Annotated in this window: 15 protein-coding genes and 1 other annotated feature; of the genes, 14 read left to right on the plus strand and 1 reads right to left on the minus strand. The window is 36.0% G+C overall.

All coding sequences use genetic code 11. The features are described 5' to 3' along the window. Positions 1-469 precede the first annotated feature (469 nt). The 14 genes from ABF682_RS11515 to ABF682_RS11580 all read left to right on the plus strand — a co-directional run bounded on the left by ABF682_RS11515 (position 470) and on the right by ABF682_RS11580 (position 12649). Positions 470-1816, plus strand: coding sequence for a glucose-6-phosphate isomerase (locus tag ABF682_RS11515; protein WP_415619888.1), 1347 nt, complete (start codon positions 470-472; stop codon positions 1814-1816). 159 nt (positions 1817-1975) lie between these two features. After that, positions 1976-2908: an alpha/beta hydrolase gene (locus ABF682_RS11520; RefSeq protein WP_415619889.1), complete on the plus strand. Its 933-nt coding sequence runs from the start codon at positions 1976-1978 to the stop codon at positions 2906-2908. A 14-nt stretch (positions 2909-2922) separates the two neighbouring features. Continuing rightward, positions 2923-3768 carry a histidinol-phosphatase HisJ gene (gene hisJ / locus ABF682_RS11525; protein WP_415619890.1) on the plus strand — a complete coding sequence of 282 codons (846 nt, stop codon included), beginning with the start codon at positions 2923-2925 and terminating at the stop codon, positions 3766-3768. 51 nt (positions 3769-3819) lie between these two features. After that, positions 3820-4058: a binding site (T-box leader), on the plus strand. 52 nt (positions 4059-4110) lie between these two features. Next, positions 4111-5280: an ATP phosphoribosyltransferase regulatory subunit gene (locus tag ABF682_RS11530; protein ID WP_415619891.1), complete on the plus strand. Its 1170-nt coding sequence runs from the start codon at positions 4111-4113 to the stop codon at positions 5278-5280. Beyond that, the gene (gene hisG / locus ABF682_RS11535) at positions 5246-5896 is read left to right on the plus strand and encodes an ATP phosphoribosyltransferase (protein WP_289981632.1); all 651 of its coding nucleotides are present in this window, start codon (positions 5246-5248) and stop codon (positions 5894-5896) included. The genes ABF682_RS11530 and hisG overlap by 35 nt, the downstream gene beginning before the upstream one ends. A gap of 11 nt (positions 5897-5907) precedes the next feature. Continuing rightward, complete coding sequence (gene hisD, locus ABF682_RS11540; protein ID WP_415619892.1) at positions 5908-7194, plus strand: histidinol dehydrogenase; 1287 nt, start codon at positions 5908-5910, stop codon at positions 7192-7194. Between the two features lies 1 nt (position 7195). After that, entirely contained in the window at positions 7196-7780 is a 585-nt protein-coding gene (gene hisB / locus ABF682_RS11545) for an imidazoleglycerol-phosphate dehydratase HisB (protein ID WP_289981559.1), read from the plus strand. After that, positions 7781-8395, plus strand: a complete 615-nt coding sequence (gene hisH / locus ABF682_RS11550; RefSeq protein WP_415619893.1) for an imidazole glycerol phosphate synthase subunit HisH — start codon at positions 7781-7783, stop codon at positions 8393-8395. It begins immediately after the preceding gene. Next, on the plus strand, positions 8392-9117 hold the full coding sequence (gene hisA, locus ABF682_RS11555) for a 1-(5-phosphoribosyl)-5-[(5-phosphoribosylamino)methylideneamino]imidazole-4-carboxamide isomerase (RefSeq protein ID WP_289981569.1): 726 nt from the start codon (positions 8392-8394) through the stop codon (positions 9115-9117). Before hisH ends, hisA begins: the two co-directional genes overlap by 4 nt. Beyond that, the gene (gene hisF / locus ABF682_RS11560; RefSeq protein WP_415619894.1) at positions 9107-9865 is read left to right on the plus strand and encodes an imidazole glycerol phosphate synthase subunit HisF; all 759 of its coding nucleotides are present in this window, start codon (positions 9107-9109) and stop codon (positions 9863-9865) included. The genes hisA and hisF overlap by 11 nt, the downstream gene beginning before the upstream one ends. Continuing rightward, positions 9862-10185 (plus strand): phosphoribosyl-AMP cyclohydrolase, encoded by a 324-nt coding sequence (hisI, locus tag ABF682_RS11565; protein ID WP_415619895.1) that lies wholly within the window; start codon positions 9862-9864, stop codon positions 10183-10185. Before hisF ends, hisI begins: the two co-directional genes overlap by 4 nt. A 2-nt stretch (positions 10186-10187) precedes the next feature. Then, positions 10188-10508 (plus strand): phosphoribosyl-ATP diphosphatase, encoded by a 321-nt coding sequence (hisE, locus tag ABF682_RS11570; protein WP_289981592.1) that lies wholly within the window; start codon positions 10188-10190, stop codon positions 10506-10508. Positions 10509-10518: 10 nt separating this feature from the next. Beyond that, complete coding sequence (gene hisC, locus ABF682_RS11575) at positions 10519-11589, plus strand: histidinol-phosphate transaminase (RefSeq protein ID WP_415619896.1); 1071 nt, start codon at positions 10519-10521, stop codon at positions 11587-11589. A gap of 85 nt (positions 11590-11674) precedes the next feature. Beyond that, the gene (locus tag ABF682_RS11580) at positions 11675-12649 is read left to right on the plus strand and encodes a Gfo/Idh/MocA family protein (protein ID WP_415619897.1); all 975 of its coding nucleotides are present in this window, start codon (positions 11675-11677) and stop codon (positions 12647-12649) included. A gap of 115 nt (positions 12650-12764) precedes the next feature. On the opposite strand, the gene ABF682_RS11585 is transcribed toward ABF682_RS11580, so the two are convergent. Next, positions 12765-13436, minus strand: coding sequence for a Crp/Fnr family transcriptional regulator (locus tag ABF682_RS11585; protein WP_289981606.1), 672 nt, complete (start codon positions 13434-13436; stop codon positions 12765-12767). Positions 13437-13803: the final 367 nt, after the last annotated feature.

The following is a 13803-nucleotide window of genomic DNA, read 5'->3' on the forward strand; positions in this document are numbered from 1 at the left end:
TCACTAGTTCAAAGATTAAAAAAATAAGAAATTAGAGGCTTGACTAAACGTAGGATAGGGGTTAGGTCAAAAGTTAAATTTTGATCTAATCCTCTATTTATTCATAACAAAGCACTTACGATGTTCGTAATTCAAACTTATATCACATTCTGATTAAACGTGCCACAGGTCAAAATTCTTTGCCAAACTCTAAACTCCAAAGTACTCGTAGCAAAGAGTATACTTTGCTCATAATTTTAGTTAGTGCTCAAAGTTTCCCAACTTATGTCACATTTACTTTTTATTTTTTAATTCTTTAACTGGAAGTTTGAGAAAAATTATAATACAATCATATTAGTAAGTTGTTATAGCATATTTGTAAGCGATTTTAAGCATATTTAATTGTTTTTTCATAAAAAGTCCGTACAGATTAAGAATTATATTGTATAATAGCGGTGGAATAAAAAAGAATAAAAAGGAGATACCCAAAATGGCACATATTTCATTTGATAGCTCTAACTTAACAAAATTTGTTCATCCTAACGAGTTAGGAGAAATGCAAGCGCTTGTTTCGGCTGTAGATAAGGAATTGCGTGAAGGTACTGGTGCAGGTAATGATTTTAGAGGTTTTTTAAATTTACCTGCTGATTTTGATAAAGAAGAATTTGCAAGAATTAAGAAGGCAGCAAAAAAGATCCAGTCAGATTCTGAAGTTTTAATTGTAATCGGAATTGGCGGTTCTTATTTGGGTGCTCGTGCAGCAATTGAATTTATTCATCATGGTTTCTTTAATTTACTTTCTGCCGAAAAGAGAAATGCACCACAAATCTTTTTTGCAGGTAATTCAATTAGTTCTTCATATGTCCATGATTTGCTTGATTTAGTTGGTGACCGTGATTTCTCTGTTAATGTTATTTCAAAATCTGGAACCACAACCGAGCCGTCAATTGCCTTTCGTGTTTTCAAGGCAAAGCTGGTGGAAAAATATGGCAAAGCTGCTAAAGAGCGTATCTACGCTACAACTGACCGTGCACGTGGAGCTTTGAAGACTGAAGCGGATGCGGAAGGATATGAGACTTTTGTTATCCCTGATGATGTTGGTGGTCGTTTCTCAGTATTAACACCAGTTGGATTATTACCAATTGCTGCATCAGGTGCAGATGTAGATGCAATCATGCAAGGAGCGGCAGATGCAAGTGTTGCGTATCAGGATGCTGATTTGACAAAGAATGAAGCTTATCAATATGCCGCATTGCGTAATATTCTTTATCGTAAGGGTTATACAACAGAAATTCTTGAGAACTACGAGCCATCATTGCAATATTTCTCAGAATGGTGGAAACAATTAATGGGTGAGTCTGAAGGCAAGGATCAAAAGGGTATCTATCCTTCATCAGCTAACTTCTCTACAGACTTGCATTCATTAGGACAATATATCCAAGAGGGTCGTCGCAATCTAATGGAAACAGTTGTAAAGGTTGCTAAGCCTAATCACGATGTTGAGATACCAAAGGAAGAAGAAAACTTAGATGGTCTAGGGTATCTTGAAGGAAAATCAATGGACTTTGTTAATACAAAGGCGTTCCAAGGGGTTGTTTTGGCGCATACTGATGGAGATGTCCCTAATATGGTTGTGAACATCCCAGACCGCAGTGCGTATACTCTTGGATACACGATTTATTTCTTTGAAATAGCCGTTGCAATTTCGGGTTACTTAAATGGGATTAATCCATTTAATCAACCAGGTGTCGAAGCATACAAGAAGAATATGTTCGCATTATTGAATAGACCAGGATATGAAGATTTAAGTAAAGAACTAAATAATCGTCTAAAGTAAGATTTTTTAAAGAGAGATTCTGAGGACTGAACTAGCTAACATTAATTTAGTACAAGTGAACTTTTTTGTTATTATAATGACAAAGAAGTTTTGCTTGTGCTTTTTTTTAATTAAGATAATAATTGACTTTGTAAGTAGTGAAGCGTTGGAGGTAAAGAGATGAGGAAAAAGAATTTTTGTTTGAGCGCAATACTAGGAACGGGGATCGCGGGTGCAGTTTTGGTAAGCGAATACTTGTTTAAATTTGCATTTAAGAGAGTTGACTATGTTCCTGAAGCAGGAGCGGATAAGCAAAAATATGCCGAAAGTTACTGGAAGTATGTGAAGTGGTTTAAGAAGGCTACCAAGGAGCATTGGACTTTTTCAATTGGTGACGAGGAAGAGCGGATGTCCGCATACTTTATTCCAGCTAGAAGCAGTTCGCCAAATGTTGCAATAATTTCACATGGATATAAGGGAAACGGCGAGACGATGGCAAATTATGCAAAGATGTTCTATGATATGGGATATAATATCTTGTTGCCTGATGATCGTGGGCATGGTGAAAGTGCTGGCAAGTATATTAGTTTTGGTTGGCTAGATAGATTGGATTATTTGAAGTGGATTACACGAGTAATTGACAGGATTGGAACGAAGGCCAAAATTGTTTTATTTGGAGTTAGTATGGGTGCTGCAACAATTGAGATGCTGAGTGGGGAAGACTTACCTTCCCAAGTTGAATGTCTCATCGCGGATTGTGGATACTCCAGTATCGATGAGGAACTCACCTACTTGTTGAAGGAGCAATTTCATTTACCTAAATATCCATTTTATCCACTTGTTAGCACAATTAACCATAGCCGTTTAGGGTATTATCTGGATGATATTTCATCAATTGAACAACTAAAAAAGAATCACTTACCAATCTTTTTTATCCATGGAGAAAAAGATGATTATGTTCCAAGTTATATGGCACTGGAGAATTATCGGGCAACAAAGGCTGCAAAAGAATTGTGGATTGTAGAGGGGGCAAGCCATGCTGAAAGCTATTGGATTAACCCCAATGAATATAAAAGGCATATTGCAGATTATTTGAACAAGTATTTTATTTAGATGAGGTGGATTTTATGAAGAAAGATGGGCACACACATACAGAACTTTGTCCGCATGGTTCAGGTGATTCTACTGCAAAAATGGTTGAAAAAGCTATTGAATTGGGCTTTTCAGATTATTGTATTACTGAACATGCACCATTGCCAAAAAGATTTGCATCAGAATTTAGAGGCAACCCAGAGGGCTTAGAAACAGCATCACTTAAATGGTCACAATTGGAAGATTATTTTGAATTATGTGAAAATCTGCAAAAAAAATATGGTGATGTTATCAATCTCAAGATTGGGTTTGAAGTTGATTATTTGCCTGGGTTTGAAGAAGATATTAGACAGTTTTTGAATGAATATGGTTCGCGAACACAAGAAAATATTTTATCTGTTCATTTTATGAAGGGCACTGCTAACGGCTTTTGGTGTGTCGATTATGATACGACAGAGTTTGCTAATGGTTTTTCAGATTTTTTAGCAGATCCGCAAAACTTGTACCAGAGATACTTCGAGCTTATTCAACAAGCTGTCTTAGCTGATTTAGGAAAATATGCACCACAAAGAATTGGCCATATGAATTTGATTAAAAAGTATCAAGATTATTTTGAATTACCAGCAAAATTTGCTAACAATAATCTTGAATTGCTTTCTAATATTTTAAATACGGTTAAGGAGCAGAGCAGAGAGCTTGACTTTAATACTGCAGGATTATATAAGCCATACTGTAATGAGATATATCCAGGAAATCAAATTATCCAATTGGCTTGTGCAAAGAATATTCCATTCGTATTTGGTTCTGATGCACATGCGATTGCTGAGGTTGGTCGAGGATATCATCTGACAGATTTCATAGAAACACTTGACAGAAAATAAGTTCAAGTGTATGCTTATTTAAAATTAATGAAACTAATATAATTCTAATAAAAAAAGATTGTGATTAGAAGATTAGTCAATTGCCGCTCGTACAGAGAGTTTCCGTTGTTGGGAAGGAGACCGAAGTAATTGATGAAACACACCTATGAATCAATGAATCGAACGTCGTTGTTGTGGCTATTAGATTTACTCGGATAAGCTCGTTAACGCTGTTGAATTTATATTCAACATGAGGTTGGTACTGTGAGGTACTAACAAATTGAGGTGGAACCACGGTAATCGTCCTCTTAGTCTAATTTTAGATTAAGAGGACTTTTTTATTTTTAAGGAGGCATTAAAAAGATGCATAAAGTCAATTTACCACTGGGAACAAGAGATGGATTTGGGAAACGTGAATCAAAAAAATATCATATAAAAACCGAGATTGAGCGAAGACTTCTTGAAAATAATTTCATGAAGGTAAGTACACCTTTGCTGGAACATAAGGAGGTTTTTGCAGAGTTTGATTTAAAGCAAATGGGAACGTATCAATTACTTGATAGTAATGATGATAGCCTAATATTACGTCCTGATTTAACATTACCATTGGCACGTTTCTTAGCTACAAATAATGTGAAACTCCCGCAAAAATTTTATTATGTTGGTGAACGCTTTAATATATCAAAGGCCTTATCTGGCAAATATAATCAGATGACGCAAGCAGGCATTGAAATTGTAGGGTACTCTTCAATTCGAGCAGAACTTGAATGTATGCTTTTGATTAATCAAATCAGTACAGAATTCCTTCAGGGGAAAGTCCAAATTGAATTAGGACATGCTCAATTTGCTAACAGCATCTTAGATGTGCTGACGCAAGATAAGTTCTTAAAAGAGAAAATCAAAACGGAATTATTTAGGAAGAATATGCCGAAGTATCTCGCTTATATATCTATTTTTAAAGACAAAAAAGAGTTTGAATTCTTAGAGAAGTGGCCACGGCTATTTGGAAATATTTCTTGGGTTCTCCGCAAAATAAAAGAATATGAACTACCCGAAAAAGCCCAGCAGATTATTAATGAATTGACACAAGTTACCTCTTGGTTAGAGCAGTTGCCGAAGCAGAAAGTCTTATTAGACTTGAGTGTTGCTCCTCCGCAGAATTATTATACTGGAATTACTTTCAAGGGCTTTATCGAAAGTAATTCTGAATATGTTTTTAGTGGTGGTAGATACGATCAATTATTAGAGAATTTTCAAGAACAAGCTGAACCGGCTGTTGGGATGGGAATTGATTTAGAAATACTGGCAGATTTTTCTACTGTTTCAGTACAAAGAAGGGAAAAAGATTTATTGTATTACCAACCCGAGCAACTTGGAATGGTAAATAAAATTCTTAATAAGCACAAATTTGAGTTATCAATGGAAGCTGATTTAAGAAAAGCATTTCTTGCTGCGCACAAGCAAAATGCTGAACTATATAAAATTGATGAAGGAGGTAATTTGCAAAATGTCACTGAAGATTGCTTTGACTAAGGGAAGGATTGAGGAGCCCGTGATTGAGTTACTTACGGCAGCTGGTGTTGACTGTGAACCACTTAAAAATAAAAAGAGAAAGCTGATAATTAATACTCCAGATGAAGAATATCAGTTCATTTTAGCCAAAGGACCAGACGTTACAACTTATTTAAATTCTGGAGTTGTAGATATTGGGATTGTTGGAAGCGACATCTTGACAGAGCATCGCAATGAACAGTATGAATTATTGGATTTAGGGATTGGAAAGTGTCAATTTGTGCTTGCTTCGACTACAGATTTTGAGATTAACAAAGAAGGTCGTAGAGTAATTGGCACAAAGTATCCATTGATTACGCAAAATTATTTTGAATCACTAGGGCAAGATGTTGAAGTAATCAAGATTGAAGGTTCAGTTGAGTTAGCACCACTAATAGGGCTGGCCGATGCAATTGTTGATATCACGGAGACTGGAACAACATTGAAAGAAAATAACCTTTTTATTTATGATTATTTGGACAAGGTTTCAACGAGATTTGTCGTTAACCGCATGTCATTGAAGCAAAAAGCACGTGAAATATATTCATTGGTAGATAAATTAGAAAAAGTTATTCAAAATAAAGAATTAAAAAAATAGGGGCGGAAAAAATGAAAATATATCGTGAATCATTAAGTGAAATGAAGAAGATTGTTGCAAGATTAACTGAACAGACAACTGATTTAGAAATTGAACGACGAGTTGCTGAGATTGTCGAAAATGTTAGAGAAAAAGGCGATGAAGCTCTTAAAGATTATGAAAAAAGATTTGATAGCATTTCATTAGATGAATTCAAGATACCTGTAGCAGAAATTGACGATGCTTACAAGAATTTATCAAATGAGATTAAAGAATCATTATTATTAGCAAAGAAGAACATCATCAGCTATCATGAAATGGAAAAAGAACAAGGCTTTATTGATACAAATATTCCAGGGATTATTAGAGGACAAAAAGTCACACCGCTAGAGCGAGTCGGTATCTATGTTCCAGGTGGTACAGCTGCCTATCCTTCAACGATTCTGATGACTGCATTACCTGCCAAAATTGCAGGTGTAGATGAGGTTATTATGGTGACACCACCACAAAAGGATGGCATCAACCAAACTGTTTTGGCAGCTGCCAAAATTGCAGGTGTAGATGCTGTCTATCAAATTGGTGGAGCACAAGCAATTGCAGCTTTGGCATATGGAACGGAAACTGTGCCAGCAGTCAATAAGATTGTCGGACCAGGAAATATTTATGTTGCAACTGCAAAAAAACAGGTTTTTGGTAAAGTTGCAATTGATATGGTTGCCGGTCCTTCAGAGATTGGTGTATTGGCTGATAAAGATGCTAAGCCCAATGAATTGGCTGCTGACCTGCTTTCACAAGCGGAGCATGATGTTCGTGCTCGTGCAATCTTAATAACGGATGACGAACAGTTAGCGCAAGCAGTTAGCGATGAAGTAACAAAGCAATTAAAAACACTTCCACGCAAGGATATCGCCACACAATCAATTAATGAACGGGGATTTATCGCAGTAATGAAATCCGTTCCTGAGATGTTTGAACTAATGAACACTGTTGCGCCAGAACACTTAGAAGTTCAGCTTGAGGATGCAATGAAATATTTGAGCTTAATCAGGAATGCAGGTTCGGTCTTTTTAGGCAGATATGCAAGTGAACCTCTTGGGGATTATGTAGCTGGTCCCAATCATGTATTGCCAACTGGTGGAACAGCTAAGTTTTCATCTCCATTGGGTGTTTATGATTTCGTCAAAAAAACATCATTCATTAATTTTTCAAAAGAGTCACTGGCAGGTGATTTGAAAGCTATTACGACGCTTGCTCGTACTGAGGGACTTGAAGCACATGCCCGTGCTATTGAAGAAAGATTTAATCAAAAGGAGAATTAATATGAGAGAAGCCGAAATTACAAGAAATACTGCAGAAACAAAAATAAGAATTAAGTTGAACTTGGATAAGCAAACAGAAAGTAAAATCAGTACGGGAGTGGGCTTCTTTGATCATATGTTGACACTTTTTGCAAAACATGGCCGTTTTGGTTTGGAAGTAATCGCAGAGGGTGACTTGAATGTGGACCCACATCACACAGTTGAAGATACGGGAATTGTTTTAGGGATGTGTTTTAAAGAGGCTTTGGGACAAAAAAAGCAGATTGAAAGATATGGAACAGCTTTTGTACCAATGGATGAGACGCTTGGCCGAGTTTGTGTTGATTTAAGTGGACGTTCATATTTGGTTTTTAAAGCAGAGCTAGAGAATCCGCGGTTAGGTGATTTTGAGACAGAAATTGTGGAAGACTTCTTTCAAGCTGTTGCATTTAGCACCGAGATGAATTTACATGCTGAAATTTTGTATGGGAGAAACACGCATCATAAGATTGAGAGTTTATTTAAAGCATTTGGAAGAGCAATGAGACAGGCAGTAACAATTAATTCAGAGATTGAAGGTGTAAATTCAACGAAAGGGGTGATTTAAGTGCTCTCAATAATCGACTATGATGCAGGTAATACATTCAATGTGATAAAGGCATTTAAACACCTTGGGATTGAAGTTCAATTAACGGACGAGCCAGAGAAAATCATGAAAAGTTCTGGATTAATATTACCTGGTGTGGGAGCATTTGGTCCTGCAATGGCAACCTTGGAAAAAAAAGGTTTGATTGGTGTTATTAAAAAAGCAGTTTTGGATAATAAAATTCCTTTGTTAGGAATTTGTCTTGGAATGCAGCTGCTTTTTGAAAAGTCAAGCGAATATGGGAGCCATGAGGGATTAGGCCTGATTCCTGGAGAAGTTGGTCTTATTCCTGAAAAAGGTGATTTAAAGGTCCCTCAAATGGGTTGGAATGAGAACCAACTTAAGAAAAATGAAACTGACTTTGCTTTTATTGCTGATGAATACACATATTTTGTACATTCATATTATGCAGTTTGTGACAAGCAATATCTAATTTCAACAGTTGATTATGGGGTTGAAATTCCGGCAATGGTCCAAAATAAGAATATTTTTGGTACACAATTTCATCCTGAAAAGAGTGGTGCAGTAGGACTGAAGATTTTGAAGACATTTTCAGAAAAGGTGGTTAGGCAATGATTTTTCCAGCAATTGATTTGAAATCAGGTAAGAGTGTCCGCTTATACAAAGGAGATTTTGCGGAAGAAACATTGATAGAAGAAACACCTGCATTACAAGCCCGAAAATATCAAGCAGCTGGGATTAAGTGTTTGCATCTAGTTGATTTAGATGGTGCTTTGAAGGGAACGCCGCAAAATGAAACTGTCATTAAAGACATTCGGAAGGTATTTACTGGGCTAATTGAAATTGGCGGAGGTATTAGAGATTTAGCACGAGTAGAACACTATCTTAGCCTTGGAATTAACCGTGTAATTATTGGATCAGCAGCATTATTTGATCCTGAGTTTGTGGTTGAATCATTAAAACAATTTGGTGCAGCTAAAATTGTAATTGGCGTCGATGGAACTAATGAGTTGGTAGCAGTGAATGGATGGTTAGATACATCTGATACGAAGATGGAGACTTTGATTGCTAAGATGGAACAGGCAGGGGCCAGAAACTTTATTGTGACTGATGTTCAAAGAGACGGCACGATGAAGGGTCCTAATGTTGAATTATTAAAAAAGCTCAAGGCAAGCTTTAATGACTGCAATATTATTGCATCTGGGGGTATTCGTGATATTGAAGATGTAAAAAGATTGGTTGTGGCGGGGTTGCCTGACATGGTGGTTGGTAAAGCATTGTTTGAAGGCAGATTGACATTAACAGAGATTGCTGAGGTGAACGACAATGCTGGCTAAGAGAATCATTCCATGTTTGGATGTTGATAATGGAAGAGTTAAGAAGGGAATTAATTTTGTAAATCTGGTTGATGTTGGTGATCCGGCGACCATTGCTGAAGAGTACGAAAGCCAAGGAGCAGATGAGTTAGTTTTTCTTGATATTACAGCAACAAATCAGAAAAGAAGTACAATGAAAGGTGTAGTTGAGCGCGTTTCCAGTCAAGTTTTTATGCCATTAACAGTTGGTGGCGGGATTAAATCTGTTACCGATATGCAGGAATTGTTACGGGCGGGGGCAGATAAAATTTCATTGAATTCTGCCGCAGTAGCAACCCCTGAATTAATTACAGAAGGGGCAAAAAAGTTTGGTAATCAGTGTATTGTGGTGGCAATTGATGTTAAACGAAATGCAGCAAAAGATTATTATGAAGTTTATACACATGGGGGTAAGACAGCTACTGGAATTGATGCGCTGGAGTGGGCCAAAAAGATCGTTGAACTTGGTGCAGGTGAATTGCTCGTGACAAGTATGGATAAAGATGGTACTAAGTCAGGTTTTGATATCGAATTATATCAAAAGTTATCGATATTGGTCGATGTACCAATTATTGCATCTGGTGGTGCGGGAACGAGTTCAGATTTTGCTGATGTCTTTCAGAAAAGTGCAGTAGATGGTGCACTTGCAGCATCGGTTTTTCATTATGGTGAGATTGCAATTCCAGACTTGAAGAAAACATTGAGGGATCAAGGAGTGAATATTAGATGAGCAGACCTAATTTTGCAAAGGGCTTGATAACAAGTGTAATTGTCGATGATGAAACAAGTGACGTTTTAATGGTTGCGTGGATGAATGAGGAAAGCTATGAAAGAACTATTATGACGGGCGAAACTTGGTTTTGGTCACGTTCAAGACAGGAATTATGGCATAAAGGAGAAACCAGCGGAAATACACAGGTTGTGAAGGATATTATACTTGACTGTGATCAAGATACGCTTTTAATCCGAGTCAAGCCAGCAGGACCAGCTTGTCATACTGGGGAACGTACCTGTTTTTTTGAAAAAATTAATTTTAAAGGAGAAAAGTGATAATGCAAAATTTAGAAGAACTATACCAATTAGTATTGAAAAGAAAGGAAAATCCCAAGGAAGGTTCCTATACAGACTACTTATTTACTAAAGGGCTCGATAAAATTCTAAAAAAAGTCGGGGAGGAATCAACTGAGGTAATTGTAGCTGCAAAAAATCCTGATAAAGGTGAGTTAGTATATGAAACTGCTGATTTGCTGTATCATGTGATGGTTCTCCTAGTAGAACAGGGAGTAGAATTTGATGAGATAAAGGTAGAGTTGGCTAAGCGAGAAGGTCTGATGAGCAAGACACAGGATCGCCGTAAAATTCAAGACCTATAAGGAGATAACAATGAAATCACAAATTAAGAAGATTGAGAATTATATACCTGAAGAGCCGATTGAGAGTGTCAAAGAAAGATTGGGATTAAAGAAATTAGTAAGATTATCAGCAAATGAAAATCCATTTGGAACTTCTCCAAAGGTAAAAGAAGCGATTTTAAAATGGAACTTTGGAGAAGAAAATCGTTATCCTGATGGCTATGCGAGTGATTTAAGAAATAAGATTGCGGATTTCATAGGAGTGATCCCTGAAAAGTTGGTTTTTGGGGTTGGTCTTGATGAAATTATTACAATGATTTCACGTATCTTTCTTGAGACTGGGGATGAGGTGATCCTCAGTAAGCCAACATTTTCAGAATATGCACTGCATGCTCAAATAGAAGGTGCAAAAGTTATTGAAGTTCCTTGTTTGTCTGAAAATGGGCACTATGATTTTGAAGGCTTTTTGAAGCAGATTACGAATAAAACAAAAGTCATTTGGGTATGCAATCCTAATAATCCGACTGGAACGTATGAAGAGGTCAGTACATTGAAGGCTTTCTTTGATCAGGTTCCAGATAATGTTTTGATTTTGTTGGATGAAGCATATATTCATTATGTTACAAAAAATAATAGTACCAGTTTTTTACCAGAATTAGATAATTACAAAAACGTAATGCTATTGCGGACATTCTCCAAAGCATATGGATTAGCAAATTATCGTGTTGGCTATGCGGTAATGAATGAAAACCTAGCAAATTATATGCAAGCAGTAAGATTGCCCTATAATCTGAATTCACTTGCACAGGTTGCAGCAATAGCAGCGTTGGCAGACCAAGATTTTGTCAATAATTCTGTTGAAAAAACGCGTATTGAAAGAGATAATTGGGAACATTTCTTCAAGGAAAGTAAGATTAAGTATTATAGCAGTCAGGCAAATTTTGTCTTTTTCAATTTTCCTGCTGCAAATAAATTAGCAGATGAATTATTAAGGAATGGATATCAGATTAGGCGCGGTTTGTTAAAAGACTGGCTGCGTGTGACAATCGGTTCAGAAGAAGATGGAGTCAAGTTACGCAGTATAATTTCGAAAAATAAGTAAATATGATCCAATATAGTTACGAAACTGCCAGCAACTCTGATACAATGGATAAAAAGCAGTTATTATCAATGATGAGGTGAGTATGATGGCAGAAAAAGTCCGTTATGGAATCGTCGGTACTAATAGATTAGCAGTTAAATTTGTTGAAGCATTGAAAGAAAGCGCAAAAGGTGAGGCAGTTGCAAATTTTGGACATGATTATAAAAAGGCGCAGCAGTTTGCTCAAGAGATGGCAATCCCGGATACTTATGATGAACTAGAATCATTGTTCAATGATGATTCAATTGATATTGTATATTTGGCTATAAAAAATGAAGATCATTATGAGAGCGCTAAAGCCGCGTTAGAAGCTGGGAAAAATGTTTTATTGGAAAAACCATTTACGAGACACAAGGTCGGTGCACGTGAACTTTTTTTATTGGCTCAGCAAAAGAATTTGTTTATCATGGAGTCCCAAAGCGCGATTTTCTTACCGATCATTGAAAAAGCAAAACAATTGATTGATCAGGGCATGATAGGTGAAGTGAACTTCATAGATATTCAAGAGAACTATGATACTACTGATAAAAAAGAATGGTTTACGAGGTTATCTGCAGGTGGTGGTGCTTTCATAAATGGAGGAACGACTCCAATTGGACTTATTCAGTATTTAACTGGTAAAGATGTTACAGAGTGGAATGGGTTTGAGTTCAATGAAGTTGGTGAGACAGACACCAGATGCAACTTAGCATTAAAAGCAGATGATGTTTTAGCGAACATTATCATTGCAACTGACTTTGGCTTAGAGACTAAGATAGTGGTATATGGAACAAAAGGAAGGTTGGCAATTCCAAATTATTGGGAAGCCAAAATGGCATACTTGAAAACTGCTACTGGTGAATTGAAGAAATTTAAGGCTGATGACCAGCAAAGTGAAATTGTACATGAAATTAATCATATAAATGAAGCGTTAGCGAATAAAGAATTAAAAAGTTCAGTTGTAACTCCTGAGCTGACCATGCATACTATGACTATAATTGAATCAATGTATCAAAAATGGTATGGTGATCCTCTGAATTAATAGATGTCTCAGAAACTTAAAAATAAGATTAAACGTTAAAAATCAGTTTGATTTTTAACGTTTAATCTTATTTTTTATATATACTGAAAACCAATAAAAGAAGATGCAGTAAAAACTAAATTGACACATAATCTAATAAATAATTCATGTTCGTAATAATAAATTTATGGTTTTTTATGTCTATAATGCCTTCTTCACGTAAGTCAGTCAGTATTCTAGTTACTGACGATCTTGAATTGACACCGCAGAACCCAGCGATATCCTCATTAGTTACAGTAAAATCAATTAATACTCCTTGATGATTAGGAAGCCTTTTACCGAACAAATCATTGAGTTGATATAAAAATGCACAGACAGCATCGTGTTTTCCACCCATTATCATACGTTGTAAACGAACAATATTTTCTGAAAGCTTTGTTCGATAATATTCCTTAACGTAATTATTTAACTCATCGTCTTGATTAACCATTTCCCAAAATTTAACACGATCAATTTTATAAAACTCCGCTTCTTGAGATTCAACACGAACATTAAACGGTTGGTCAGTGTATTTAGAAACTTCATCGCGAAGTAAACTCAAAACATCAGGTCGAGTTATGTATGAAAGATTAAATTCTCTACCATCTTGTAAAATAATTGAAGTTTTAACAATTCCATGTTTCAAAACATAGGTACTCTTTTCTTCTAATCCATGATAGGTCAAATAGGTATGTTTTTTCTTTTTAATTACAGGCATTCTTTCTGATTGAAGATAATTCATCAAGTATTCAGTATGGCTCATTACCATGTACTACACAATCCTTTCTATATAGTAACATTATAGTGGTATTTTTATGGAAACTCCAACAAGTACCAACAACAGATGGTACTTTTAATAGCGGGGAAAGTCAATCCGGTTTTTTGCATTGAAAAAAGTGTATAAGTTCAACGTTACAAATCATACTCTTATTGAATATATTGATAAGTATGCACGAATGAATGTTTGAATTTCCTTTTGATTAATTATAATTGCTAATTAGATTGATAGGAAAGGAAATTATCAAAGAATGATAGATATAAAATTACCATATGATAAAAAAAGTATTATTGCCCACATTTCTGAAAATAATTTTGCAGGATCTCTAGTTTCCGAGGCAGCCACATATCATGCAAAA

Origin of the sequence: Liquorilactobacillus sp. (assembly GCF_047719775.1) — a bacterium.
GTDB lineage: Bacteria > Bacillota > Bacilli > Lactobacillales > Lactobacillaceae > Liquorilactobacillus.

What these genes read in the sequence shown, in the direction of transcription:
- hisF (WP_415619894.1), top strand. Translation starts at nt 9,107, where the DNA reads ATGCTGGCTAAGAGAATCATTCCATGTTTGGATGTTGATAATGGAAGA.
- ABF682_RS11530 (WP_415619891.1), top strand. Translation starts at nt 4,111, where the DNA reads ATGCATAAAGTCAATTTACCACTGGGAACAAGAGATGGATTTGGGAAA.
- ABF682_RS11580 (WP_415619897.1), top strand. Translation starts at nt 11,675, where the DNA reads ATGGCAGAAAAAGTCCGTTATGGAATCGTCGGTACTAATAGATTAGCA.
- hisA (WP_289981569.1), top strand. Translation starts at nt 8,392, where the DNA reads ATGATTTTTCCAGCAATTGATTTGAAATCAGGTAAGAGTGTCCGCTTA.
- hisJ (WP_415619890.1), top strand. Translation starts at nt 2,923, where the DNA reads ATGAAGAAAGATGGGCACACACATACAGAACTTTGTCCGCATGGTTCA.
- ABF682_RS11515 (WP_415619888.1), top strand. Translation starts at nt 470, where the DNA reads ATGGCACATATTTCATTTGATAGCTCTAACTTAACAAAATTTGTTCAT.
- hisD (WP_415619892.1), top strand. Translation starts at nt 5,908, where the DNA reads ATGAAAATATATCGTGAATCATTAAGTGAAATGAAGAAGATTGTTGCA.
- ABF682_RS11585 (WP_289981606.1), bottom strand. Translation starts at nt 13,436, where the DNA reads ATGGTAATGAGCCATACTGAATACTTGATGAATTATCTTCAATCAGAA.
- hisI (WP_415619895.1), top strand. Translation starts at nt 9,862, where the DNA reads ATGAGCAGACCTAATTTTGCAAAGGGCTTGATAACAAGTGTAATTGTC.
- hisE (WP_289981592.1), top strand. Translation starts at nt 10,188, where the DNA reads ATGCAAAATTTAGAAGAACTATACCAATTAGTATTGAAAAGAAAGGAA.
- hisB (WP_289981559.1), top strand. Translation starts at nt 7,196, where the DNA reads ATGAGAGAAGCCGAAATTACAAGAAATACTGCAGAAACAAAAATAAGA.
- ABF682_RS11520 (WP_415619889.1), top strand. Translation starts at nt 1,976, where the DNA reads ATGAGGAAAAAGAATTTTTGTTTGAGCGCAATACTAGGAACGGGGATC.
- hisC (WP_415619896.1), top strand. Translation starts at nt 10,519, where the DNA reads ATGAAATCACAAATTAAGAAGATTGAGAATTATATACCTGAAGAGCCG.